Source organism: Pseudomonas sp. MLB6B, assembly GCF_054508135.1.
In genome coordinates this window covers 920,899-944,671 of sequence record NZ_CP199313.1, presented here as the reverse complement: position 1 = coordinate 944,671, position 23,773 = coordinate 920,899, and the positions used below count along the sequence as shown (strand labels likewise).

The window sequence follows — 23,773 nt, the reverse complement described above, 5'->3', positions numbered from 1 at the left end:
TGGAAAAGAACCGCCTGCCCAGGCAGGTGGTGATGTTCAGTCGTGCTTGACCAATTCAGGCAAGCGCTCGACCAGTTTTTGAGTGCTGAACGGCGCCCGCACGAAACCCCGCTGCCGCCCATCCGGCCCGACCAGCGCCAGGTTGCCGCTATGGTCAACGGTATAGCCCGGCTTACGCGTGTCAGCAGGTATGAAAGGGATGCTCAGGGCATTGGCCAGCGTCTGGGTATCGCCAATCGACCCGCGCAGGCCGATGAAGCTCTTGTCGAAATAGGCCAGGTATTGCTTGAGCTGGGTAGCGGTGTCGCGCTCGGGATCGACGCTCACCAGCACCACTTGCAGGCGCTCCAGCGCCTGCTCGGGCAGTTGCCGCTTCACCTCGCGCAGCTGCGCCAGGGTGGTTGGGCAGATGTCCGGGCAATAGGTGTAGCCGAAGAACACCAACGACCACTTGCCCTTGAGCTGGCCGAGGCTGACCGGCTGGCCGTTTTGATCGGTCATGCCGACCTCAGGTAGCGCGCGGCTTTGCGGCAGCAGGATGATGCCTGCATCGATGAGGGCGTCAGGATTGAAGCGGGCCTTGCCGTTGAGCGCCTGATTGACGATCAGGCCGGCGATCAGCAGCGCCAGGGCGACGAGGACGACGACGGTTTTCTGGGTTCGGCTCATGGCAAGGGCTTACCGGAAGTGGGAGACGCGCGACACGGTACCTGAGCTGGGCACGGCGGGCCAGGTAGAAGTACGCAGAAACGGCTGCCGAAAATATCGCCGAAAGAGGGAGTCGTACACACAAACCGGCCCTATGACCTACCTGCTCGTAGCAAAGGGGCGGCGGCTCATCGGCACGAGAAGAGTTTCAAAGCGGTGTACATTTTGTGAACAAATCCATCCAATCGCGTGAGCAAGAATAGTTCTCAGGGTTCGAAGATCGCTTGCAGGCCGCGTATTTACTGGGTTTCAGCTTTAAAAGGGTAAGGCTATATATCCCAGCACCTAAATGGTGCGAAGCATTATGACTAATCGGTCTTAAGCCTTTGGTATACCGAGCTACCTTAGTGGCTTCCGTATGTCCTGCCCTACCCTGGAGTTGTCATGAACATTGCCGCTTTACGCGAGCAGATCACCCAAGCCCATCGACACGAGCGCCAGACCGGCCAGCTCGAGCAACGCCTGGAACAGCAACTGCCCCACCTGCACCCGCTCATCCAACTGCCCGAACAAGACCCGCGCGGTACTTTGGCGCGCTTCGTCGGCGCTTACATCGAGCAGGTTCCTGAATTGCTCGAGGCTGCGCACGCGGTGTCGCGCGAAGCAGGTATCGAGGCCCAGATCAAACCGGTACTGAAGATCGCCGAGGCGTATTTCCTGCTACCGCCGAGCGAAGTCGAGGGCCAGGTCGGCCTGGAATGCCTGCTGGACGAGGCCTACTTGGCGCATCGACTGGTGGAGGAGGTCAACGACCTGTACATCCGCCACTTCAGCCAGCCGCTGATTCCACTGGATACCACGGTCGCGAACCTGATCGCCCACCAGCTGATCGGCGAGACCTTCGCCAACCAGCTCGACGAGGTGGTACACCATTCGGTCGAGCGGTTGCTCGATGAAGAAAGCTTCGCGGTGGAATCGGTCGAGCAGTACCGCGATACCTTGTGCAGCCCGGAAACCGGCGCGGCCTGGAAGCGCTGGCCGTGCCTGTCGCGCCAGTGGGGCGTAGCGCTGGACCCGTCGGCCTGAAATGCGATTGTCGACCAGCGGCGAAACGGTCCGTAGGCTGCACCTAAGTGGCAGACACCTGGCATGCAGCCTGCCGGCCCAGCCCTCCGTCGCCGATCGATCAGGGCGGTAAGCGCACCATAGCGGTCGTGCCTACCCATGCTCGATCGGCTGGCACCAGTTCCTTCTTCTTCGGCGCCCCCACCGACGCCGATCAGGCCCCTGCAGAACTGCGCATCTGCCCTTCGATGCGCCGCTTCAAGCGCCGTTGCTCGATCCACAAGTGCGAGCCGTGGGCCTGGTTGCTGCGTGCCCAATCCTCCAGCAACTCCAGGCAGGCATGGTCGATGTAGCTGACATTGCCCAGCGGCACGTGCAGTGTGGTGCCGGCCGGCACGGTCTCCAGCACTTGGGTCAACGCCGGCACCTTGAGGAAAGTCGCAGCGCCGGTCAGACGCAGTTCCATATGCCCGGGCCGGTCCAGTTCGACCAGGTTGATCTTCAGGCGCGCCGCTTTCAGCGCCAAGGTCAGCAGCGTCATGGCGAAGCCCAGCAACACGCCGGTCAAGAGGTCGGTGAAGATGATCGCCAAGGCGGTCACGCCGTAGGTCAGCATCGGCATGCGGCCGTACTGGCCCAGGTTGCGCAAGGCCTTGAAGTCCACCAGTTTGACGCCGGTGTACACCAGCACCCCGGCCAGGCTGGCGACGGGAATCTGCTGCAGCACGCTGCTCAGCGCCACGACGAAGGCCAGCAGCCAGACGCCGTGCAGAATCGCCGAAGCCCGCGTCTGCGCGCCGGCCTGGACGTTGGCCGAGCTGCGCACGATGACGCCGGTCATCGGCAACGCACCGAGCACACCGCAGAGCATGTTGCCGACACCCTGGGCCGACAGTTCGCGGTCGAAGTCCGAGCGCTGGCCGCTGTGCATGCGGTCCACCGCAGCGGCGGACAGCAGGGTTTCGGCGCTGGCGATGAAGGCCAGGGCGAAGGCGGCGATCAGCAGGGAAGGGTCGGCGAGCTTGAGCAGGTCGTCGAAGCGCAGCCAGTCGATCGCTTCCGACAGGTCGGCCGGTACCACCACCCGGTTGACGGGCAGGGCCAGCCACAGGCTCAGACCGGTCATCGCCGCCACGCCGAGCAGGGCACCCGGCACGAAACGCAGGCGCTGCGGCCGCCAGCGCTCCCACCCCCACATCAGGGCAATGGTGCCCAGGCCCAAGAAACCGGCCTGCCAGCCAGCGTCCGGGCTTTCCAGCGGCAGCGCCGCCATCACCGTGGCGGGGAAGCCCACGAGGTTCGCCATGCCCGAAGGCTGTGGGGAGGCGTCGAACATCACGTGCACCTGGGACAGCACGATCAGCACGCCGATACCGGCGAGCATGCCGTACACCACTGCCGGCGCCGTGACCCGGAACCAGCAGCCCAGGCGCAAGCGCCCGGCCAGCAGTTGCAGCACGCCGGCCAGCAACAGGATCGGCCCGAGCATGGCCATGCCGTGTTCGCGCACCAGCTCGAACACAAGCACCGCCAGGCCCGCCGCCGGGCCGCTGACCTGCAGCGGCGAGCCGGCGATGAAGCCCACCACGAGGCCGCCGATGATACCGGTGATCAGGCCCTTGGCCGGCGGCATGCCCGAGGCGATGGCGATGCCCATGCACAGGGGCAGGGCCACCAGAAAGACCACGACCGAAGCCAGTAACTCGCGCGGCAGGGCCGCTTTGATCTGTGTGACGTTCACCATGACGCTCCTTTCCTTTCTCAATTTCCCGGCCATTCCACTGGCCAGTCGCACACAAGGTTCCCGAACGGCGCGCAGGCGCAAGCCGCCAGGGGAAAATCCGGCAGCACGAACAGGGTCGTTTCAGGGAAAGCGATCGCCGCGCCGTACTCGTCAGGTACGGCCGGCTATCAAGGCATGTTCAGCGCGGGTCGCTTAGTAGCGGCCTCTCGGAGTGGCGCACGGAATCGAATCGCCTTCGGTCAGCGGCAGGAAGCGGTCGCCGGCAGCGTCATAGGCTTCGATCTGGCTGGTCTCGATGTCGTAGATCCAGCCATGGATGTGCAGTTGGCCCGCGGCCAGGCGCGACGCCACCGAGGGGTGGGTGCGCAAGTGGTGCAGCTGGGCGATGACGTTCTCGCGGGTCAGCAGTTGCATGCTTTCGTGCTCGGTGCCGCAGGAGCAGTTGTCCTCGACCACGGTCCGGGCCACTTCGGCATGGCGCAGCCAGGCGGACACGGTCGGCATCTTGGCCAGCGACTGCGGGTTGAGCACTGCGCGCATGGCGCCACAGTCGGAGTGGCCGCAAACGATGATGTGGTGCACGCCCAGGGCCATGACCGCGTATTCGATGGCGCTGGAAACGCCGCCGTTCATCTGCCCGTACGGCGGCACCACGTTGCCGACGTTACGGGTGACGAACAGGTCGCCTGGCGAGCTCTGGGTGATCAGTTCGGGCACGATGCGTGAGTCGGCGCAGGTGATGAACATGGCGCGCGGCTTCTGCGCAGTGGCCAGTTTCTTGAACAGCTCCTGCTGCTCGGGGAAAACTTCGGTGTGGAACCGCAGGAAGCCGTCGACGATGTGTTTCATCGCGCTTTCGGCGCTTTCGACCGGAGCGGCCGGAGCGGCCTTGTTAGGGTCTTTGACGGGCATGATTCATCCTCTAGGCGGTGGGCGTACAGTCCATGTTACCGGGGAAAAATGAGTGCTATGCGGGGATTTAGATGACACGCACAGGTAATTAATCACAGCCGCTTGGGACTGATTTCCTACGCTATAGAAGAAAACTTAACTGAAACTTAATTGCGAGGACTCTGGAACGTGCGTCCTAGAGCGCTTTGGCGGGAGTTCGATAATAGCAAAAAAGTATCAGATGCCAAGGGGTATGAGTGGAATTGTTGGTTGGTAATAATGCTGTTAGTTAATGAGCGGTACAACCCAGGAAGCCATCTATCTTCGTCGAACACTTGCGCAGGCGTGCGCATGCAGCCCCTGCGTCTAAGGAAACAAGCTCATCTGCGCCCCCGGCACCGCAAACGCCGAACAGTCCAGCGTCAACGCATCGCGCCCCGCGAACCCCAACCGCTTCGATGCCTTGCGAAAGCGCTGTTCGAGCAATTCGGCGAACACCCCCTCCCCACGCATGCGCACGCCGAAACGGCTGTCGTACAGCTCACCGCCACGGCTCTGGCGAATCAGGCTCAGTACATGGTTGGCGCGCTGAGGGTAATGGTCGTTCAGCCATTGCTCGAACAGCGGCGCCACTTCCAACGGCAGGCGCAGCAGCATGTAGGCCGCGCTCTGCGCGCCGGCGTCGCGGGCCGCTTGCAGCAGGTGTTCGAGCTCGCTGTCGTTGATCATCGGGATCATCGGCGAGCAGATCACGCCTACCGGCACGCCCGCTTCGTGCAACACGCGAATGGCGCGCAAACGTGCCTGGGGCGCGGCGGCGCGCGGTTCGAGCACGCGCTTGAGGCCGTCGTCCAGGGTGGTGAGGCTGATCATCACCCGCACCAGGCGCAGGCGCGCCAGCTCCACCAGCAGGTCGAGGTCGCGCAGGACCAGCGAGCCTTTGGTGACGATGGTCACCGGATGGCGAAAGCGCAGCAGCACTTCGAGCAGATCCCGGCTAAGGCGATGCTCGCGTTCGATGGGCTGGTACGGATCGGTGTTGGCGCCCAGGTTGATCGGCGCGCAGACGTAGCCGGGTTTGCTCAGTTGCCGTTCCAGGACTTCGGCGGCATTGCTTTTGGCGATCAGCTTGGTTTCGAAGTCCAGCCCCGGCGAGAGGTCCCAGTAGGCGTGGCTGGGGCGGGCATAGCAATAGATGCAGCCGTGCTCGCAGCCCCGATAGGGGTTGATCGACCGATCGAACGGCAGATCGGGGGAGGTGTTGCGGGCGATGATGGTCTTGGCCCGCTCGATGCGCACTTCGGTGCCTTGGGTAGGCGGCACTTCCTGATGCCAACCGTCGTCCACGGCGTGGGACTGGCTGGAGGCGAAGCGGTTGTGCGGGTTGTGGGCCGTACCACGGCCCTTTTGCGGAGCGGGAGGAATCATGTCGACCTCTAACTGTATGTGCATACAGTATCGAGTATCGCCGTGGTCCTCCAGCCCCGTCGATCAGTTCGCCCTTGGCTCAGGCGATGGCCTTCACTCAGTCGGCGTCAAGCCGTGCCAGGCCATGAAAGCCTCGGCGTTGGCTTCGCGTCCCAGAAACGCCCGCATGCCCTCGCGCAGCGGCTGGGCCGCGCCCGCTTCGAGCAGCGCGGTCTGCAAAGCCTGCCCTGTGGCCCGGTCGAGCAGGCCGTTGGCCTCGAAGCGCGAGAACAGATCGAACGCGTGCACGTCGGACCAGACATAGGCGTAGTAGCCGGCATCGTAATAGCCCAGCAGATGGTCGAAGCCGTGCGCGGGGTGCTCATGGTCTTCGAGCGGCCAGTAGCCACAGCGGTCGCGCGCCTGCCGCAAGCGCTCCTCCAGGCTGCGGCCATCGTGCGGGGTGGCGTGCAGGTCGAGGTCGAACAGTGCCAGGCTCAGGTCTTCGACGGCCTTGTCGAATTCGGCACGGCGCAGGCTTTCCAGCAGCGCGGCGACCTGCGCCTCCTGCAACTGTCCGCCGTGCTGGTAATGGCTCGAGATCGACACCAGATAGGCCGGGTTCCAGGTCCAGCGCTCGATCAATTTACTGACCACCTCGACGCCGTCGGCGCCCAGGCCGGTAACGTTGGAGTTGACGTGGTTGGTGGTGCGCACCAGCAGGTGCTGCAACCCATGGCCGAATTCGTGGAACAGCTTGCGCAGCGCCAGGTGGTCGAGCAATGGCTCGCTACCGTCGACCGCCGCCGGCACATCGCTGAACACCATGGCCACCGCAGGGTGGAACACCCCTTCGGCATCGACCCGGCGGTTGTGCACATAGCGGGTTTCCACCAGATCGGGCTGCTTGCCGGGGTATTGCACCGCATCGAGGTACACATACCCTGCGTGGGCATGGTCGAGCCAGACCTCGAACGCTTGCACGCTGTCCTGCCACACTGGAATCGCCACGTCCGGACGTACCAACTGCAACCCGAACAGCCGCTCGGCCAATGCGCACAGCGCCTCGACCACCTTCGACAAGGGGAGGTGCTCGCGCAGCACGTCCATGCCCAACAGTGCGGTGCGCCGATGCGCCAGCGTCTGCACGTAGTACCGGTCCCAGGGCTGCAAGGTGCCGAGGCCGAACTCGTCCGCCAGGCTTTGCAGCTCGGCGCGGCGTTGCAGCATGACCGGCCGCATGCGATCGGCCAGGTCGTGCAGGAACGTCAGCACCGCGTCGAGCGAGCCTGCGCTCTTGCTTTGCAGGCTCAGCGCCGTGTGATCGGCGAAGCCCAGCAGCTTGGCGCGCCGGTCGCGCAAGTCGGCCATCTGCAGCAGCAGTTGGCCGTTGTCGGTCTGCCCGTCGGCACCGACACCGCGCTGGTGATGCCGGCGGTACACCGCTTCGCGCAGGTCGCGGTCGGCGGCTCGTTCCAGCACCCCTTGGGTGGTGGCCTTGTCGGTGCCGATCAGCCAGCCCTCGGCGCCGGCCTGGCGCGCCTTCTCGGCCAACTCGTCCAGCACCCTGGCCGGCAGACCTTGCAGGTGCTCGGCCTCGGTGACGGGGGTGCCGCTCAATTGCAGGTTGGCGTCGAACTGCATGGCCCGTTGCAGCACCTGCTGCTGTAAATCGACGACCTGTTGCCGGATCGACTCGTCGAGGGCCGCGCCTTGCAGTGCGAAGGCCTGTCGATACCAGTGCAGGACGGCCCGCTCATGGGCATCCAGGCCCTGCCCGGAAGGGCTGTCGGCCAAGTGCTGGTACAACGCCAGCAATTCGCCACTGGCCAGCTTCTCGTCGAACCGGCCGAGCAGGCGCGGATAACTTTGCTGGAACAGCGCGACCCAGTCCTGGCTGCGGTAGGTCAAGGGCGACAGGCCGATCAACACTGCCAACAGCTGCGCGTCGAGGGCGTCGATGGCCAATACCAGGTCGTCCCAGGTGGGCAGTTCGCGCTGCGTCTCGATCAGGCGGGCGATGCCGTCGCGGTGGGCGTCGAGCGCGTACTCGAAGGCTTCGCGGGCGTTCTCCAGGGTCACGGCCGGGTAGTCGACCGGTACTTCGCTGGGTTGCAGGAGGGGATTGTCGTGCGTCATGGGCAAGCTCGCTCATACGGATGGGGAGCGCGGGAGCCTGTATGGGGGTGTGCACGGGGCGGCGGTGACTATCTGGCACCAGGGCAAAGGGCTTGCCGGAGGGCGACGTGAGAGAAGGGCCGCCCTACGGGAGCGGCCCTGCACGACTCACTGCGTCGGCTTCTTCAGCTTCGGATTGGGGAAGAATTGCACGGCCTGCACCTGCACCGGCGCCGCCTTGGGCGCCAGGTGGTTGACCCGCGTGCCCAGCTCCTTGGGCACCGACAGGCCCTGCTCGTTGAGCGTGTCGCTGAAACCGCAGGCCACGCATTCGCGGTGCGGCGTGCCGTCTTCGTTCCACATCAGCAGCTTGTCCGGCTCGCTGCACGCCGGGCAGACCGCCCCGGCGATGAAGCGTTTCTTGGTTTTCATGGCAACGCCCTCGCTCATGCCGCCGCGGCCTCGCTCAGCCCGCAATGGCGCAGTAAGGCATCGATCGACGGCTCGCGTCCGCGGAAGTCGACGAACAGCACCATCGGCGCCAACGACCCGCCACGGGCCAGGATCGCTTCGCGGAACGCGCGACCGGTGTCGGCGTTGAGCACGCCATCTTCTTCGAAGCGCGAGAAGGCATCGGCCGACAGCACTTCGGCCCACTTGTAGCTGTAGTAACCGGCCGCGTAACCGCCGGCGAAGATGTGCGCGAAGCTGTTGGGGAAGCGGTTGTAGGCCGGCGGACGCATCACCGTGACTTCGTCGCGTACGCCTTCGAGCACGTCCAGCACGCTGCGGCCGTCGCCGTGGGTGGCGTGCAGCTCGAAGTCGAACAGCGAGAACTCCAGCTGGCGCACCATCATCATGCCCGACTGGAAATTCTTCGCCGCGAGCATCTTGTCGAGCAGGTCTTGGGGCAGCGGGGCGCCGGTCTGGTAATGCGCCGACATCAGGGCCAGGCCTTCGGGCTCCCAGCACCAGTTCTCCATGAACTGGCTGGGCAGCTCGACCGCATCCCAGGCCACGCCGTTGATGCCCGAAACGCCGGCGTGCTCGATGCGGGTGAGCAGGTGGTGCAGGCCGTGACCGAACTCATGGAACAGCGTGGTGACCTCGTCGTGGGTCAGCAACGCGGGCTTGCCGGGTTCGGCCGGGGTGAAGTTGCACACCAGGTTCGCCACCGGGTTCTGCAACTCGCCAGCGGCCGTGCGACGGCGGTCGCGGGCGCCGTCCATCCAGGCGCCGCCACGCTTGTTGGCGCGGGCGTAGAGATCGAAGAAGAAACGCCCGACGTGCTGGCCGTTCTCGCTGATCTCGAACAGGCGCACGTCCGGGTGCCAGGTGTCGAAGCCCTTGAGTTCGGCGATTTCGATGCCGTACAGGCGCTGGACGATGGCGAACAGGCCCGAGAGCACCGTGTCGATGGGGAAGTAGGCGCGCAGCGCTTCCTGGGACACGCTGTAACGCTGCTCGCGCAGTTTTTCGCCGTAGTAGCCCACGTCCCAGCTGGCCAGTTCCGGGCAACCCTGCTCGGCGGCGTAGGCCTTGAGCTGGGCCAGGTCCTGGGCGGCGAAGGGCTTGCTGCGCTTGGCCAGGTCGCGCAGGAAGCTCAGCACCTGGTCGCTGCTCTCGGCCATCTTGGTGGCCAGGCTCAGCTCGGCGTAGTTGTCGTAGCCCAGCAGCTGGGCCAGCTCCTGACGCAGGTCGAGCAGCTCATGCATCACCGGGCCGTTGTCGAACTGGCCGGCGTTCGGGCCCTGGTCGGAGGCGCGGGTGCTGTAGGCGGCGTACAGCTCTTCGCGCAGGGCACGGTCGCTGGCGTAGGTCATCACCGCGTAGTAGCTGGGGAATTCGAGGGTGATCAGCCAGCCGTCGAGGCCCTTGGCCTGGGCGGCGGCGGCCATCTGTGCCTTGGCCGAGTCCGGCAGGCCGGCCAGCGCCGCTTCGTCGGTGACGTGCTTGCTCCAGGCCTGGGTGGCGTCGAGCAGTTGGTTGGAGAAGCGGCTGCCCAGTTCGCTGAGCTTGCTCTGCACCTGGGCGTAGCGCTGCTGCTGGTCGGCGGGCAGGTCGATGCCCGAGAGGCGGAAGTCGCGCAGGGCCTGTTCGAGGATGGTCTTCTGCGCCACGTCGAAACCGGCGGCTTCGGGGCTGTTGGCCAGGGCCTGGTAGGCGTCGAACAGTGCGCGGTTCTGCCCCAGTTCGGTGGAATAGGCGCTCAAGGCGGGCAGGCAGGCCTCGTAGGCTTCGCGCAGTTCTGCGCTGTTGCACACGGCGTTGAGGTGGCTGACCGGGCTCCAGGCGGCGCCCAGGCGGTCGTTCAGTTCGTCCATCGCCAGCACCAGGCCTTCCCAGGTGGGGTGCTGGCCTTGGCTTTCGAGGATGCGCGCGATGGCCGCGCGGTTGTCGGCCAGGATCTGCTCGACCGCTGGCAGCACGTGCTCTGCGCGGATCGACGAGAAGGGCGGCAGGTCATAGGACTGCAGAAGCGGGTTGGTCGCACTCACGGTTTGGCACCTTGGCAGAAGAAACACTGCCCCATCTTAATTACAATCGACGCCGACCGCAGCAAGCAGCCTGCCTATGAGTTCGCAAGAGAGGCACTATTTCCATGGCCATTCGCTCGTTTTCCCAGCACACCCCGGTTCTGGGCGCCCGCGCCTTCGTCGACCGTTCGGCGGTCGTCATCGGTGACGTCGAGATCGGCGCCGACAGCTCGGTGTGGCCGCTGGTCGTGATCCGCGGCGACATGCACCGCATCCGCATCGGCGCGCGCACCAGCGTGCAGGATGCCAGCGTGCTGCACATCACCCACGCCGGCCCCTTCAACCCGGACGGCTTCCCGCTGCTGATCGGCGACGACGTGACCATCGGCCACAAGGTCATGCTGCACGGTTGCACCCTGGGCAGCCGCATCCTGGTAGGCATGGGCAGCACGGTGATGGACGGCGCCGTGGTCGAAGACGAAGTGATCATCGGCGCCGGCAGCCTGGTGCCTCCGGGCAAACGCCTGGAAAGCGGCTTTCTCTACGTGGGCAGCCCGGCCAAGGCCGTACGCCTGCTGAACGACAAGGAGCGCGCCTTCTTCACCTACAGCGCCGGCAACTACGTCAGGCTCAAGGACCAGCACCTGGCCGAAGGTTTCGACCGCCCCGAGTGACGCCCCAAGCGTCGACGCATTCAACGATTGGACACGCCCCATGCATCAGCAAAACATCCTGTTCGACCTCGACGGCACGCTCACCGACCCGCGCCTGGGCATCACCCGCTCGATCCAGTACGCGCTGGCCAAACTGGGCATCGACGAGCCCGACCTCACGCGCCTGGAGCACTTCATCGGCCCGCCGCTGTTGCAGGCCTTCATGCACAACTACGGCTTCGACGAGGCCAAGGCCTGGGAGGCGGTGAATTTCTACCGCGAGCGCTTCCGCGTCACCGGCCTGTACGAAAACCAGGTCTACGCCGGGGTGCCGCAACTGTTGGCGGCACTGGGCGAGCAAGGCCGCACGTTGTACATCGCCACCTCCAAGCCCTGGGAATTCGCCCGCGAGATCGCCCGGCATTTCGCGTTCGACCAGCATTTCAAGGTCATCTATGGCAGCGAATTCGACGGCACGCGCACCAACAAGGTCGAGCTGATCCGCCATCTGCTCGACGAGGAAGGCCTGGACCCGGCGCACACCCTGATGATCGGCGACCGCAAGCACGACCTGATCGGCGCCCACAGCAACGGCTTGCAGGCCGTCGCCGTGGGCTATGGCTTCGGCAGCCCGGAGGAACTCCAGGCCCAGGCCCCGGCCTTCCATTTCGCCACCCTGGCCGAGATGCACCAGGCGTTCGTCAGTCGCTGATGCCCGCGCGCGGCGGCGCCAGCCGTTGCAGCCGCTCGCTACGCGCCGCGGCCGGTAGCCGGCCCAGGGCGGCGACCTGTCGGTGGAAACGGCCCCAGTCGCCGCCCACCTGGCGGTACAGCGCGGCGAAGGCCGGCACCCATTGGTCGTACAGGCCGAAGGGGAGCAGCTTGGCGTTGTTCAGCGGGCCGTAGACCCAGGCGTCGTAACGACCGTCGCCGTGCCATGGCCCATCGCGCAGCTGTCGGTACTCGGCGCGCAAGCGGGCGAACTCCGCCGCCTTGGCCGCGCGCTTGGCCGAGTCGTCGCTCGGGCTGGCATAGATCGCTTGCAAGCGCTGGCGGCTGCGCAGCACTAGGGCGACGAACTCTTCGCGCTGCTGACGTGCGTTGTCGCTCGGCGCCGCCAGCCCTTGGGCGGCGCGCCACTGGCGGGTGCCTTCCTGCTCGACGAAGGTGGCGTAGGACTCGTTGAAAGCCGTGTCGTCCTGCACGTACACCTGCTGGTGCGACAGTTCGTGGAAGATCAGCGTGGCCAGGCGCTCGTCGCCCCAGCCGAGCATCGAAGAGAGGATCGGGTCGTCGAACCAGCCCAGTGTCGAATAGGCCTCGACCCCACCCACGTAGACGTCCTGCCCCTGCTGGCGTAACAACGCCGCCGCCCCACGCGCCGCGCCCTGACGGTAGTAACCGCGATAGGCCACGCAGCCGGCGATGGGGAAGCAGTGGGTGGTCGGCTGCAACGACAGCTCGGGCGTGGCGAACACGTTCCACACCACGAAAGGCCGGCCCAGGTCGGCATACACCCGGTAGCTGCGGTTGTCGGGCAGTTGCAGGTGCGCACTGGCGAACGCACGGGCCGCTTCGGCGCGTTGCAGATGCTGGCGCAGGGCAGGGCGGGTCTGTGGATCGTCGACCACCTGGGCCACCGGCTGACGGGCGCGCAGCAGTTGCCACTGGCCTTGGGCCAGCTGGCCGTAATAGCCGAGCGAGCTGCAACCGCTCAGCAGAAGCAATGCCAGGCCGGGAACAAAGCCCCTGAAAACGTAGTCCAGAAGCCCGCGGCCAGGGCGCTCGAACGCAACGCAACGAGGTTTCAAGGGTGTCGATCCCGCTCAATGGCCAATGCATCGAAGACTATCTTGCCTTGGGGAAGCTTTGCCATGCGTATGCTCATCACCGCCAGCGGCCTGCTGCTGATCTCCGCCTGCTCCACGCTGCCCGATCCCGATCCGCAGCAAGCCTGGATCGACCTCGCCCCGCACGAAGACACCTCGCTCGATGCCGTGCAGGTGGACGACCGCGACTGGCAAGACGCCCGTTACTTCGAAGTGCCGCCGGGCAAGCATGAGCTGACCGTGCGCTACCAGTTCGCCGTCTCACCGAGCAACATCGGTGCCGGTGAAGCGCCGTTGCAGCGTGATTGCCAGCTCAACCTGTCGTTCGCCGACTTCAACGCCGGCGAGCGCTATCGTCTGCAAGCCGGCAGTACGGGCTTCCATCCCTGGATCAAGCTCTACGACGAGCGTCAGCAAATGATCGGCCAGGGCTCGCCGGCCGGTTGCCAACGCACCTGAAGCGCGCCACCGCGGCTATGCTCAACACGTCACCCTTCAGGAGCTTGACCATGCGCCAGCCCATGATGCTGATCGCACTTACCGTACTGGGAGGATGCGCCAGCCCGCTGCCGCCCGTCGATCCGAAGCAGGCATGGGTCGACCTGTACACCATCACGCCCGGCCGACTGCTGATGGCAGACCGCCTGGACGGGGAACGGCTGGAGGATGGCCGCTATTTCCAAGTGAGCCCGGGCAAGCACGAGCTGATCGTGCGCTTCGATTACGAGATGAATTCGGGCGGTTTTTCCCTCGATCCCACCGACCGCACTTGCTACCTCACCGTGCGTTTCGATCGCTTCGAGGCCGGTCAGCGCTACCGCCTGGAAGCCCGCGCGCCGGCCATGCAGCCACGCGTCTACCTGTACGATGCGCAACGGCAGGTGCTGGTCGACGAGCCGAGCCGGGTGTTCTGCATACCTTGAAGGGGTCTGCGGGTGTCGCAGGGACGCGATCAGGCGTTACTGATCGTTCTTCTGGTAGATGATCTTCTTGCTGCCATTCTCACAGCTGCCCACCACCATGTTGGGGTCAGTCACTTCGCCGTTGGGTACGATTTCCAGGGTGTAGGACGTGACGCCGCTGGCCTGGATCTTGGCTTCGATCTCGGTCTTCAACTCGTCGCACGGCTTGGGCGCCGCCACGGCGAGGGTGGACATCAAAGAGGCCAGCACTGCGAATGCGAGGCGGGTCATGGAACGGCTCCGGTGATGGCAGTCTGGCTGCCGATTCCGTGTAGACCACGGGAAGCCGTTCCAGTTGCGGGCCGCGGGCCCTAGACCAAAGCCTTAGGCGACCAGGCTGGCGTCCAGGCTGATCTTGGCGTTCAGCACTTTGGACACCGGGCAGCCTTCTTTGGCCTTGTTGGCGATTTCCTTGAACTGCTCTTCGGTCGCGCCCGGCACCTTGGCCTTGAGGATCAGGTGCACGGCAGTGATGGCGAAGCCTTCGCCTTGTTTTTCCAGGGTCACTTCGGCCTTGGTGTCGATGCGCTCTGGCGTCAGGCCGGCGTCACCGAGCATCAGCGACAGGGCCATGGAGAAGCAGCCTGCGTGCGCAGCGCCGATCAGTTCTTCGGGGTTGGTGCCCGGCACGTCTTCGAAGCGGGTATTGAAGCCGTAGGGGTTTTCCTTCAGCGAGCCGCTCTGGGTGGAGATGGTGCCTTTACCGTCTTTGATGCCGCCTTGCCAAACCGCCGATGCTGTCTTTTTCATGATGCCTCCTGGGCATGGATAGGTACCCAAATTCTGAGGACATCGCTTACGGCAAGTTCAGAGCAATCCCCGTTCGGCCATTGAATCGACCGATTCCGCCCATACAACGTCATAAGGCCTCAGGCCAACCATTTCTAGCGGAGGCTTTCATGACGGCATCGTCCGGCTTCAAATATTCAGTGCTCGATCTTGTGCCCGTGCGCGACGACGCAGGCCCGGCGCAGTCGCTGCACAATTCCCTCGACCTCGCGCGCCACGCCGAGCGCCTGGGCTACAACCGTTTCTGGGTGGCCGAGCACCACAACATGGATGGCATCGCCAGTTCCGCCACCGCCGTGCTGATCGGCTACCTGGCGGGCGGCACTTCCACCATTCGGGTCGGCTCGGGCGGGATCATGCTGCCCAACCACGCACCTCTGGTGATCGCCGAGCAGTTCGGTACCCTCGCCAGCCTGTACCCGAATCGCATCGACCTGGGCCTGGGCCGCGCGCCCGGCTCCGACCAGATGACCGCCCGCGCCCTGCGCCGCGAGCGCTCCGGCAGCGCCGACGATTTCCCCGACGACGTCGAGGAGCTGTCGCGCTACCTCGGCCCGCGCACCGACGACCAACGGGTGATCGCCGTGCCGGGCTACGACACCGACGTGCCGCTGTGGCTGTTGGGTTCGAGCTTGTTCAGCGCGCAGCTGGCCGGCATGCGCGGCTTGCCCTACGCCTTCGCCTCGCATTTCGCCCCGCGCCTGATGCACGAGGCGGTGCGCACCTATCGCAACCACTTCAAGCCTTCGACGGTGCTGGACAAGCCTTACGTCATGCTCGGCGTGCCGATGGTGGTGGCCGACACCGACGAACAGGCCGAATACCTGGCCACCTCGGTGTACCAACGCATTCTCGCGCTGATGCGCGGGCAGAGCCTGATGCAGCGCCCGCCGGTGGCGAGCATGGACGGCCTGTGGCTGCCCCACGAGCGCGAAGCGGTCAGCAGCTTCCTGGGCCTGGCGATGATCGGCAGCCCGCAGAAGGTCAAGGCGAAGGTGGATGTGTTACTGGAGCAGACCGGCGCGGACGAGCTGATCTTCACGTGCGATCTGTATGAGCATGCCGACCGGCTGCGGTCGTACGAACTGCTGGCGCAGGCGCTGACACAGCATTGATGGAGAACGAATGTCGGCCCATGGTCTGTGCAACCACGGGCCGGTCATTCGTTTCAGTCGCGGCGGTAGACGATTTCTTTGGTGTTGCCTTCGCAACTGCCCACGACCTTGCCTTCGGGTGTGCCCTTGTCGACCACATCCAGGGTGTAGTTCTGCACCCCTTTGGCATCGAGCTTGGCGGCGATTTCCGCCTTCAACTCTTCGCACGGCTTGCCCGCTGCCATCGCACCGGTCGCCAACATCATCAGGCCAGAGGCCACGAGCCATCTCTTCATCGCTGTTTTCCTCGAACGGATGAGGTGGAATCTAAACGCTGCCGCATAGCAGCGGATTGACCGGGTTACCGAATGCGGCTTAACCGAACTCAGCTATTGGCGATCTTGAAGCCGACTTTCAGAGTGACCTGGAAATGGCCGACCTTGTTGTCTTCGATGTGGCCACGGGTTTCGGTCACTTCGAACCATTCCATGTTCTTCAGGCTGCTGCTGGCTTCGTCCAACGCGTTGTTGATCGCGTCTTCGATGCTGGTGCGCGAAGAACCTACCAATTCGACCTTCTTGTAAGTGTGATGATCACTCATGAACATGCTCCTTGGGGTGGCGTTGACTAGTGCCTGATCGTGCAGGCCTGGTTTATCTGCGAGCCGTGTTCGAGAGGAAAAGTTCGATTGCACTTTCCGTCGGGGCCACAGTCGCAATGCCTAGAGCCCATCACCGCTAAGGAGCACCACTATGTCCCGCAAATCCGCGCGCAACACTTCGCTGGAAAGCATGCAAGCCGAGATCGAAAACCTGCTCAGCACCCTGGAAAGCCTCAAAGGCGATGCCACCGAAGAATCGCAGAAGACCCTCAAGGCACTGCGCAGCAACGCCGAGAGCGCCCTGCGCCACTCGCGTAGCGTGATCGGCGATGCCTACGAAGAAGTGAAGACCCGCACCAAGGAAACTGGTATCGCCACCCGCGACTACGCCAAGGAAAACCCTGTGGTCACCGCAGGCGTTGCCGTGGGCGTACTGGGCCTGCTGGCCGCCTGGTTGGTCTGCCGTCGCAACTAATCGAGCTGGCGCTGCAGTTCGCAGCGCAGCCACTGCGCCAGTTGCTCGGCGCGCCCGTCTGCGGCGCGCCGTGGCACCCACAGCGCCAAGGCTGCACGGGTGGGGGTGAAACCCCAAGGTGCGGCCAACCTCCCCGCACGGATGTCGTCGGCCACCAACGGCTCCGGCGCGATCGCCACGCCCAACCCCGCTACCGCCGCTTCGAGCAGGTAATACAAATGCTCGAAGGCCTGCCCCCATTGCAGGTCCGCGCTCGCCAATCCGTGTTGTTCGGCCCAGTTCGGCCAGGCCTGGGGCCGTGAAGTGGTGTGCAGCAGCGGCTGCTCCAGCAAGGCGTGGGGCGCTGCCTCGTGCAGTCGCGCAAACCCGGTGAAATGCGGGCTCAGTACCGGGCCGATGCGCTCCTCCAGCAATACATGCACCTGCATGTCGGCCGGCCACGGCGGCTCGGCATAGACCAGTAGCGCGTCCAGGCCCGGCCGCCGTGGATCGAGGTCGCCTTCGCCCGCCGACAGGTGCAGGCGCAGTTCGGGCAGGTCAGCCCTGAGCCGACCTAGGCGTGGAATGAACCAGCGCGCCAACAGGCTGCCCGAGCACCCCAGCACGAAGGGTGCGTCGCGCTCGTCCCGCCCCAATTGCGCACAGACGTTGCGCAGACGGTCGAACGCCTCGCTGCTGACGTCGCGCAGCCGGCGCCCTTCATCTGTGAGTTTGATGCCACGCCCGTCCTTGACGAACAGGGCTACGCCCAAGTGCCCTTCGAGCACCTTGATCTGCCGGCTGACCGCGCCATGGGTCACGTGCAGCACTTCGGCCGCCTGGCTGACGCTGTTCAGCCGAGCGGTCGCCTCGAAGGCCCGCAAGGCGTTGAGCGGAGGAAGTTCGTCGCGCATGGATGTGTGAGCTTTTCTGACAGGTTGCTGCAATCTTATCGGTTTTCACTCGGGGCGTGCGTGGTTACAGTAGAGGCCATCACTCATGTCATCACGCCCCGGAGCACCCATGACCCAGACTCAATACCGCGCCGGCCCCGACGCCGACGGCCTGTTCGGCTCGTTCGGTGGCCGCTACGTAGCTGAAACCCTGATGCCACTGGTGCTCGACCTCGCCCGCGAATACGAAGCGGCCAAGACCGACCCGGCCTTCCTCGAAGAACTGGCCTACTTCCAGCGCGACTACATCGGCCGTCCAAACCCGCTGTACTTCGCCGAACGCCTGACCGAGCACTGCGGTGGCGCGAAGATCTTCTTCAAGCGCGAAGAACTCAACCACACCGGCGCGCACAAGGTGAACAACTGCATCGGCCAGGTGCTGCTGGCACGGCGCATGGGCAAGAAACGCCTGATCGCCGAAACCGGCGCTGGCATGCACGGGGTGGCTACCGCCACCGTCGCCGCACGCTTCGGCATCCCGTGCGTGATCTACATGGGTGCCACCGACATCGAGCGCCAGCAGGCCAACGTGTTCCGCATGAAGCTGCTGGGCGCCGAAATCGTGCCCGTCACCTCCGGCACCGGCACCCTCAAGGACGCCATGAACGAGGCGCTGCGCGACTGGGTCACCAACGTCGACAACACCTTCTACCTGATCGGCACCGTGGCCGGCCCGCACCCGTATCCGGCCATGGTCCGCGATTTCCAGGCCATCATCGGCAAGGAAACCCGTGTCCAGATGCAGGAAAAGGAAGGCCGCCTGCCCGACAGCCTGGTCGCTTGCGTGGGCGGTGGCTCCAACGCCATGGGCCTGTTCCATGAGTTTCTCGACGATGCCAGCGTGGAAATCATCGGCGTCGAAGCCGGCGGCCACGGCGTGAGCACCGACAAGCACGCCGCCAGCCTCAACGGCGGCGTGCCGGGCGTGCTGCACGGCAACCGCACCTATCTGTTGCAGGACGACGACGGCCAGATCACCGATGCCCACTCGATTTCCGCAGGCCTGGACTACCCCGGCATCGGCCCCGAGCACGCGTTCCTGCACGAAGTGAAGCGCGTCGAATACGTCAGCATCACCGACGACGAAGCGCTCGACGCCTTCCACGCCAGCTGCCGCCTGGAAGGCATCATTCCGGCGCTGGAAACCGCCCACGCGCTGGCCGAAGCCATGCGCCGCGCACCGACCCTGCCCAAGGACCATCTGATGGTGGTATGCCTGTCCGGGCGCGGCGACAAAGACATGCAAACCGTGATGAACCACATGGCCGCCCAGGAGAAACAGGCATGAGCCGTCTCGAACACCGCTTCGCCGAGCTCAAGGCCGAAGGCCGCGCGGCACTGGTCACCTTCGTCACCGCGGGCGATCCCGGCTACGACGCCTCCCTCGCCATCCTCAAGGGCCTGCCCGAGGCCGGTGCCGACGTGATCGAGCTGGGCATGCCCTTCACCGATCCGATGGCCGATGGCGTGGCGATTCAGCTGGCGACCCTGCGCGCCTTGGAAGCCGGGCAGAACCTGACGAAAACCCTGCAGATGGTTCGCGAATTCCGTGTCGGCAACCAGACCACGCCGATCGTGCTGATGGGCTACTACAACCCGATCCATCGCTTCGGTGTGGAGCGCTTCGTCGCCGACGCCAAGGACGCCGGGGTGGATGGCCTGATCATCGTCGACCTGCCGCCCGAGCACGACGGCGAACTGGCGACCCCCGCCCAAGCCGCCGGCATCGACTTCATCCGCCTGACCACGCCGACCACCGACGATGCGCGTCTGCCGCGCGTACTGGAGCGTAGTTCGGGCTTCGTCTACTACGTGTCGGTGGCGGGTGTGACCGGCGCCGGTTCGGCCACCAGCGAGCACGTGGAAAGCGCCATCGCCCGCCTGCGCCGGCACACCGACCTGCCGATCAGCGTGGGCTTCGGCATCCGCACGCCCGAGCAGGCCGCGGCCATCGCCCGGCTGGCCGATGGCGTGGTGGTGGGTTCGGCCCTGGTCGACAAGATCGCCCAGGCCAGCGACGCCGACCAGGCGGTGGACGATGTGTTGAGCCTGTGCTCGGCCTTGGCCAAGGGTGTGCGCAACGCACGCTAGGCCGTTCGCGTCTTCGTACGGGGCAGGCAACGTTTCAGGTTGCCTGCCCCGTGTCATTTCAGCGCGTGAACAGCGCCAGATTCAACGGCCTGACCGCGCCCATCCAGATGGCATGGTCGCGGTGGTCGGCCAGGTCGTCGCCGGTCAGCGGGTGTAGAAACACCACCAGCCCGCCGCGGTTGAGCGCCAGCCACGGCAGCACCACGCCGATCAGCTCCGGAGCGAACGACAACTGGCAGCTCCAGTCCGGGTGCGGTCCCACAGGCCGCCGGTGCATGTGCCCCATGCTCACCGCGAACAGGCGGAGGCCCTCTTCGCACAATGCGCGCGCCTGCTCGAAGGTCGAGGCGTCGTAATACACGTGGGCGTGGTAGCCCTGGATTCTTTGCACGGTCGTTCCTCAAGTCCGTAGCCGAACGCCAGTATCACTGAAGCGCGCGCTCCTGCTCCAGCCAATCGACGAAGCGTTCGATCAGCGCCCCGCGACGCTTGCGCGGTGGCAGCAGCGCGTAATAGCCGCGCGCCGAGCGCAAGCTGCCGTGCAACGGCCTGCACAGCAAACCTTGCTCGACCAGCCCGTCCACCAGGTGGCGCCAGCCGATGGCCACACCCTGGCCGGCGATGGCCGCCTGGATCAGCAGGGTGTAGTTGTCGAAGCGCAGCTGCCCCGGTGGCGGCGGCGTGGTGACGCCGTAACCGCGGAACAACCCAGCCCAGTCGAACCAGCGGCTGGCCTGCTCACCGCGCAGGTGCAGCAGCGGCAAGCGCTGCAAGGCGGCGGCCGACATCGGCTCGCCATTGCTCAGGCGTGGGCTGCACACGGGGTACACCTCTTCGTCGAACAGCCAGCGGCTTTCCCCCTGATGCGGCCGCCCGTCGCCGAACAGCACCGCTACGTCGATGTCGGGCCGCAACATGGCCTGAGTGCGCTCGCCGGTCACCAGGCTGACGTCCACTTGTGGATAAGCGGCGTGGAAGCGCGCCAGCCGTGGCATCAACCAAAAGGCGGCGAAGGCGAAGTCGGTCGCCACCTGCAACACTTCGCGCTGCCCACGGCCCTGCGCCTTGGCCACACCTTCGTCCATGGCCTGCAAGCCCAGGTGGATCTGCTCGAACAAGGCCTCTCCCGCTTCGGTCAGCTCGATGCCGCGGTAGATACGGTCGAACAGCCGCGTTTCGAGCTGTGCTTCCAGACGCTTGATCTGCTGGCTGACGGCAGGCTGCGTGGTCCCCAGCGCCACGGCGGCAGCGGTGAAGCTGCGCAGACGAGCGGCGGCTTCGAACACCCGCAAGGTATCCAACGACAGCCCGGCAAGGTGTTCGAACATAAGCATGGCTAATCCCAGTCATTGCCCGCACTGGGCTTTACCGCAGTTATCCACAGCTCCATCCTCGTCGGCAAGCATTCTCCATAACCCCTGACGATGGAAAGCAGCCGTGAAGCGACCCAATATCCTGTTCATCATGGCCGATCAGATGGCGGCGCCGTTGCTACCGATCTACGGCGCCTCGCCGATCAAGATGCCGCACCTGGCCACGCTGGCCGAACGGGCCGTGGTATTCGATTCGGCCTACTGCAACAGCCCACTGTGCGCCCCATCGCGCTTCACCCTGGTCAGCGGCCAGTTGCCCAGCCGCATCGGCGCCTACGACAACGCCGCCGATTTTCCGGCCGACGTGCCTACCTACGCCCACTACCTGCGCCGTCTGGGCTACCACACGGCCCTGTCGGGCAAGATGCACTTCTGCGGGCCCGACCAGCTGCACGGTTATGAACAGCGCCTGACCAGCGACATCTACCCGGCCGACTATGGTTGGGCAGTGAACTGGGACGCGCCCGACGTGCGCCCCAGCTGGTACCACAACATGGCTTCGGTACTGCAAGCCGGCCCTTGCGTGCGCACCAACCAACTGGATTTCGACGAGGAAGTGGTGTTCAAGGCGCGCCAGTACCTCTACGACCATGTGCGCGAAGACAGCGGTCGGCCCTTCTGCCTTACCGTGTCGATGACCCACCCACACGACCCGTACACCATCCCGCGCCACTACTGGGACCTCTACCAGGACGTGGACATCCCCATGCCCCGCGAGACCCTGGCCCAAGACCGGCAAGACCCGCATTCCCAGCGCCTGCTCAAGGTCTACGACCTGTGGGACAAGCCCCTGCCCGAAGACAAGATCCGCGACGCGCGGCGCGCCTACTTCGGCGCCTGCAGCTACATCGACGACAACATCGGCAAGTTGCTGCACACCCTGGAAGAATGCGGCCTGGCCGAGGACACGATCGTCGTGTTCTCGGGCGACCACGGCGACATGCTCGGCGAGCGCGGGCTTTGGTACAAGATGCACTGGTTCGAGATGTCCGCCCGCGTACCGCTGCTGGTGCACGCGCCCGAGCGCTTCGCCGCCGCCCGGGTCGCCGCCTCGGTCTCGACCTGCGATCTGCTGCCCACGCTGGTGGAGTTGGCCGGCGGTAGCGTGGAGGCGAACCTGCCCCTGGACGGTCGTTCGTTGCTCGGCCATCTGCAAGGACAGGGCGGGCACGACGAGGTGATCGGCGAGTACATGGCCGAAGGTACGGTCGGCCCGTTGCTGATGATTCGCCGTGGCGACTACAAGTTCGTCTACAGCGAAGACGACCCTTGTCTACTCTTCGACCTGAAACGCGACCCGCACGAGCGGGAGAATCTGTCCGACAGCCCCGATCACCAGGTGCTGCTGCACGCCTTCGTCGACGAGGCCAGACAGCGTTGGAACGTGCCCGCCCTGCGCCAGCAGGTGCTGGCCAGCCAACGCCGTCGGCGCCTGGTGGGCGAGGCGCTGGCCCTCGGCACGCTGACCAGTTGGGACCATCAGCCCATGGTCGACGCCAGCCAGCAGTACATGCGTAATCACATCGATCTCGACGACCTCGAGCGCAAGGCACGTTATCCACAGCCCGCCCCCCTGGATTGAACAGAGAGACTCCCATGAACGCAGGTTCCACCCTTTTGCTGACCCTGGCCCTGGGCCTGGGTGCCACCGCCGCCCAGGCCGACGAAGCCGCGCAATGCGCCACGGTCAAACTCGCCGACCCTGGCTGGAGCGACATCGCCTCGACCAACGCCATCGCCCGCCTGCTGCTGGAAAACCTCGGCTACCAGGTCAAGATCGACAGCCTGGCCGTGCCGATCATCTACGGCGGGCTCAAGGACGGCAAAGTCGATGCTTTCCTCGGCAACTGGATGCCTGCGCAGCAGGGCTTCTACGACAAGTTCGTCGCAAGCCACCAGGTGCAGCAGCTCTCGCGCAACCTCGACGGCACCGAGTTCACCCTGGCCGTGCCGGAGTACGTGTGGGAGGCCGGTGTGAAGGATTTCGCCGACCTGCACAAGCACGCCGGCCAATTCGGCCAGAAGCTCTACGGCATCAGCGCCGGCTCCCCGGCCAACCTTTCGCTCAAGGAAATCATCGACAACGACGATTTCGCATTGGGCAAGTGGAAGCTGGTGGAGTCGAGCGAGCAGGCGATGCTGACCCAGGTCGACCGCGCCGTGAAGGGCAAGAAGTTCATCGCCTTCCTCGGCTGGACGCCGCACCCGATGAACGTGCAGCTGAAGATGCGCTACCTCACCGGCGGCGAAAAATGGTTCGGCGGCAAGGGCCAGGTGCATACCCTGGTGCGCAACGGTTATGCCGAGCAGTGCCCCAATCCCGCCAAGCTACTGAGTAACCTCAGCTTCACCCTCGACATGGAGAACGCGATCATGGCCGAGGCGGTGGAGAAGAAAGTCAGCTTCGACGTGGCGGCGAAAAACTGGATCAAGGCGCATCCCGACGTGCTCGATGCCTGGCTGGCGGGTGTGACCCGCAAAGCGGGCGGGGAAGGGCTGAGCGCGGTGAAGTCGGCCCTGTAACCTAGGGTTTGTACGAAAAGTCGCCGAGCAGCGATCAGGCAAGGCGAAAGCAGGCAAGGAAGCGGAGTTTACGGGTGTAAATGAGCATTCCGAGCCTGCTT

At 65.0% G+C, this 23,773-nt stretch carries 26 protein-coding genes; 11 read left to right on the top strand and 15 right to left on the bottom strand.

The window, feature by feature from the left end:
• Window positions 1-36: 36 nt before the first annotated feature.
• Window positions 37-669: an SCO family protein gene (locus ACSMEV_RS04090; protein ID WP_459207359.1), complete on the bottom strand. Its 633-nt coding sequence runs from the start codon at window positions 667-669 to the stop codon at window positions 37-39.
• A gap of 423 nt (window positions 670-1,092) precedes the next feature.
• Here ACSMEV_RS04090 and ACSMEV_RS04085 point away from each other — a divergent pair, with 423 nt between their 5' ends.
• Entirely contained in the window at window positions 1,093-1,734 is a 642-nt protein-coding gene (locus ACSMEV_RS04085; RefSeq protein WP_459207358.1) for a hypothetical protein, read from the top strand.
• A 193-nt stretch (window positions 1,735-1,927) separates the two neighbouring features.
• Here ACSMEV_RS04085 and ACSMEV_RS04080 read toward each other — a convergent pair whose 3' ends face one another.
• The 6 genes from ACSMEV_RS04080 to prlC all read right to left on the bottom strand — a co-directional run bounded on the left by ACSMEV_RS04080 (window position 1,928) and on the right by prlC (window position 10,371).
• On the bottom strand, window positions 1,928-3,457 hold the full coding sequence (locus ACSMEV_RS04080; RefSeq protein ID WP_459207357.1) for a SulP family inorganic anion transporter: 1,530 nt from the start codon (window positions 3,455-3,457) through the stop codon (window positions 1,928-1,930).
• A gap of 192 nt (window positions 3,458-3,649) precedes the next feature.
• A complete protein-coding gene (locus ACSMEV_RS04075) occupies window positions 3,650-4,369 on the bottom strand; it encodes a carbonic anhydrase (RefSeq protein WP_313738895.1) in 720 nt (239 codons plus the stop codon).
• A 345-nt stretch (window positions 4,370-4,714) separates the two neighbouring features.
• The gene (locus ACSMEV_RS04070; protein ID WP_459207356.1) at window positions 4,715-5,776 is read right to left on the bottom strand and encodes a PA0069 family radical SAM protein; all 1,062 of its coding nucleotides are present in this window, start codon (window positions 5,774-5,776) and stop codon (window positions 4,715-4,717) included.
• 93 nt (window positions 5,777-5,869) lie between these two features.
• Complete coding sequence (locus ACSMEV_RS04065) at window positions 5,870-7,894, bottom strand: M3 family metallopeptidase (RefSeq protein ID WP_459207355.1); 2,025 nt, start codon at window positions 7,892-7,894, stop codon at window positions 5,870-5,872.
• A 147-nt stretch (window positions 7,895-8,041) separates the two neighbouring features.
• On the bottom strand, window positions 8,042-8,323 hold the full coding sequence (locus ACSMEV_RS04060) for a YheV family putative zinc ribbon protein (RefSeq protein ID WP_459207354.1): 282 nt from the start codon (window positions 8,321-8,323) through the stop codon (window positions 8,042-8,044).
• Window positions 8,320-10,371 carry an oligopeptidase A gene (gene prlC / locus ACSMEV_RS04055; RefSeq protein WP_459207353.1) on the bottom strand — a complete coding sequence of 684 codons (2,052 nt, stop codon included), beginning with the start codon at window positions 10,369-10,371 and terminating at the stop codon, window positions 8,320-8,322. Before prlC ends, ACSMEV_RS04060 begins: the two co-directional genes overlap by 4 nt.
• Before the next feature lie 104 nt (window positions 10,372-10,475).
• Here prlC and ACSMEV_RS04050 point away from each other — a divergent pair, with 104 nt between their 5' ends.
• Entirely contained in the window at window positions 10,476-11,024 is a 549-nt protein-coding gene (locus tag ACSMEV_RS04050) for a gamma carbonic anhydrase family protein (RefSeq protein WP_459207352.1), read from the top strand.
• 40 nt (window positions 11,025-11,064) lie between these two features.
• Complete coding sequence (locus tag ACSMEV_RS04045) at window positions 11,065-11,715, top strand: HAD family hydrolase (protein WP_459207351.1); 651 nt, start codon at window positions 11,065-11,067, stop codon at window positions 11,713-11,715.
• Here the strand turns inward: ACSMEV_RS04045 and ACSMEV_RS04040 are convergent.
• Window positions 11,705-12,814, bottom strand: a complete 1,110-nt coding sequence (locus tag ACSMEV_RS04040) for an aminopeptidase (protein ID WP_459207350.1) — start codon at window positions 12,812-12,814, stop codon at window positions 11,705-11,707. The genes ACSMEV_RS04045 and ACSMEV_RS04040 overlap by 11 nt on opposite strands.
• Before the next feature lie 63 nt (window positions 12,815-12,877).
• On the opposite strand from ACSMEV_RS04040, the gene ACSMEV_RS04035 reads away from it, so the two are divergent.
• Together ACSMEV_RS04035 and ACSMEV_RS04030 are read left to right on the top strand one after the other, a co-directional pair.
• Complete coding sequence (locus ACSMEV_RS04035; protein ID WP_459207349.1) at window positions 12,878-13,291, top strand: PA0061/PA0062 family lipoprotein; 414 nt, start codon at window positions 12,878-12,880, stop codon at window positions 13,289-13,291.
• A gap of 50 nt (window positions 13,292-13,341) precedes the next feature.
• The gene (locus tag ACSMEV_RS04030) at window positions 13,342-13,755 is read left to right on the top strand and encodes a PA0061/PA0062 family lipoprotein (protein WP_459207348.1); all 414 of its coding nucleotides are present in this window, start codon (window positions 13,342-13,344) and stop codon (window positions 13,753-13,755) included.
• A 36-nt stretch (window positions 13,756-13,791) separates the two neighbouring features.
• On the opposite strand, the gene ACSMEV_RS04025 is transcribed toward ACSMEV_RS04030, so the two are convergent.
• Together ACSMEV_RS04025 and ACSMEV_RS04020 are read right to left on the bottom strand one after the other, a co-directional pair.
• Window positions 13,792-14,025, bottom strand: coding sequence for a DUF1161 domain-containing protein (locus ACSMEV_RS04025; protein WP_296267163.1), 234 nt, complete (start codon window positions 14,023-14,025; stop codon window positions 13,792-13,794).
• A gap of 93 nt (window positions 14,026-14,118) precedes the next feature.
• Window positions 14,119-14,544, bottom strand: a complete 426-nt coding sequence (locus tag ACSMEV_RS04020; protein ID WP_296267161.1) for an OsmC family protein — start codon at window positions 14,542-14,544, stop codon at window positions 14,119-14,121.
• A 149-nt stretch (window positions 14,545-14,693) separates the two neighbouring features.
• Between ACSMEV_RS04020 and ACSMEV_RS04015 the strand changes: the two genes are divergently transcribed.
• On the top strand, window positions 14,694-15,698 hold the full coding sequence (locus ACSMEV_RS04015) for an LLM class flavin-dependent oxidoreductase (protein ID WP_459207347.1): 1,005 nt from the start codon (window positions 14,694-14,696) through the stop codon (window positions 15,696-15,698).
• Between the two features lie 53 nt (window positions 15,699-15,751).
• Here ACSMEV_RS04015 and ACSMEV_RS04010 read toward each other — a convergent pair whose 3' ends face one another.
• Both ACSMEV_RS04010 and ACSMEV_RS04005 read right to left on the bottom strand, forming a co-directional pair.
• Window positions 15,752-15,973, bottom strand: coding sequence for a DUF1161 domain-containing protein (locus tag ACSMEV_RS04010; protein WP_459207346.1), 222 nt, complete (start codon window positions 15,971-15,973; stop codon window positions 15,752-15,754).
• 89 nt (window positions 15,974-16,062) lie between these two features.
• Window positions 16,063-16,278: a dodecin gene (locus ACSMEV_RS04005; protein ID WP_296267156.1), complete on the bottom strand. Its 216-nt coding sequence runs from the start codon at window positions 16,276-16,278 to the stop codon at window positions 16,063-16,065.
• 151 nt (window positions 16,279-16,429) lie between these two features.
• Here ACSMEV_RS04005 and ACSMEV_RS04000 point away from each other — a divergent pair, with 151 nt between their 5' ends.
• Window positions 16,430-16,753: a DUF883 family protein gene (locus ACSMEV_RS04000; RefSeq protein ID WP_459207345.1), complete on the top strand. Its 324-nt coding sequence runs from the start codon at window positions 16,430-16,432 to the stop codon at window positions 16,751-16,753.
• Here ACSMEV_RS04000 and ACSMEV_RS03995 read toward each other — a convergent pair.
• Window positions 16,750-17,646 (bottom strand): LysR family transcriptional regulator, encoded by an 897-nt coding sequence (locus ACSMEV_RS03995; protein ID WP_459207344.1) that lies wholly within the window; start codon window positions 17,644-17,646, stop codon window positions 16,750-16,752. The genes ACSMEV_RS04000 and ACSMEV_RS03995 overlap by 4 nt on opposite strands.
• Before the next feature lie 109 nt (window positions 17,647-17,755).
• On the opposite strand from ACSMEV_RS03995, the gene trpB reads away from it, so the two are divergent.
• The gene (trpB, locus tag ACSMEV_RS03990; RefSeq protein ID WP_459207343.1) at window positions 17,756-18,973 is read left to right on the top strand and encodes a tryptophan synthase subunit beta; all 1,218 of its coding nucleotides are present in this window, start codon (window positions 17,756-17,758) and stop codon (window positions 18,971-18,973) included.
• Complete coding sequence (gene trpA, locus ACSMEV_RS03985) at window positions 18,970-19,776, top strand: tryptophan synthase subunit alpha (protein ID WP_459207342.1); 807 nt, start codon at window positions 18,970-18,972, stop codon at window positions 19,774-19,776. Before trpB ends, trpA begins: the two co-directional genes overlap by 4 nt.
• 58 nt (window positions 19,777-19,834) lie before the next feature.
• On the opposite strand, the gene ACSMEV_RS03980 is transcribed toward trpA, so the two are convergent.
• Both ACSMEV_RS03980 and ACSMEV_RS03975 read right to left on the bottom strand, forming a co-directional pair.
• Entirely contained in the window at window positions 19,835-20,167 is a 333-nt protein-coding gene (locus ACSMEV_RS03980) for a DOPA 4,5-dioxygenase family protein (protein ID WP_459207341.1), read from the bottom strand.
• 34 nt (window positions 20,168-20,201) lie between these two features.
• Complete coding sequence (locus ACSMEV_RS03975) at window positions 20,202-21,104, bottom strand: choline sulfate utilization transcriptional regulator (RefSeq protein ID WP_459208288.1); 903 nt, start codon at window positions 21,102-21,104, stop codon at window positions 20,202-20,204.
• Window positions 21,105-21,213: 109 nt separating this feature from the next.
• On the opposite strand from ACSMEV_RS03975, the gene betC reads away from it, so the two are divergent.
• Both betC and choX read left to right on the top strand, forming a co-directional pair.
• Window positions 21,214-22,731: a choline-sulfatase gene (gene betC / locus ACSMEV_RS03970; RefSeq protein WP_459207340.1), complete on the top strand. Its 1,518-nt coding sequence runs from the start codon at window positions 21,214-21,216 to the stop codon at window positions 22,729-22,731.
• A 14-nt stretch (window positions 22,732-22,745) separates the two neighbouring features.
• The gene (gene choX, locus ACSMEV_RS03965) at window positions 22,746-23,672 is read left to right on the top strand and encodes a choline ABC transporter substrate-binding protein (protein WP_459207339.1); all 927 of its coding nucleotides are present in this window, start codon (window positions 22,746-22,748) and stop codon (window positions 23,670-23,672) included.
• The last annotated feature ends 101 nt before the right edge of the window (window positions 23,673-23,773 follow it).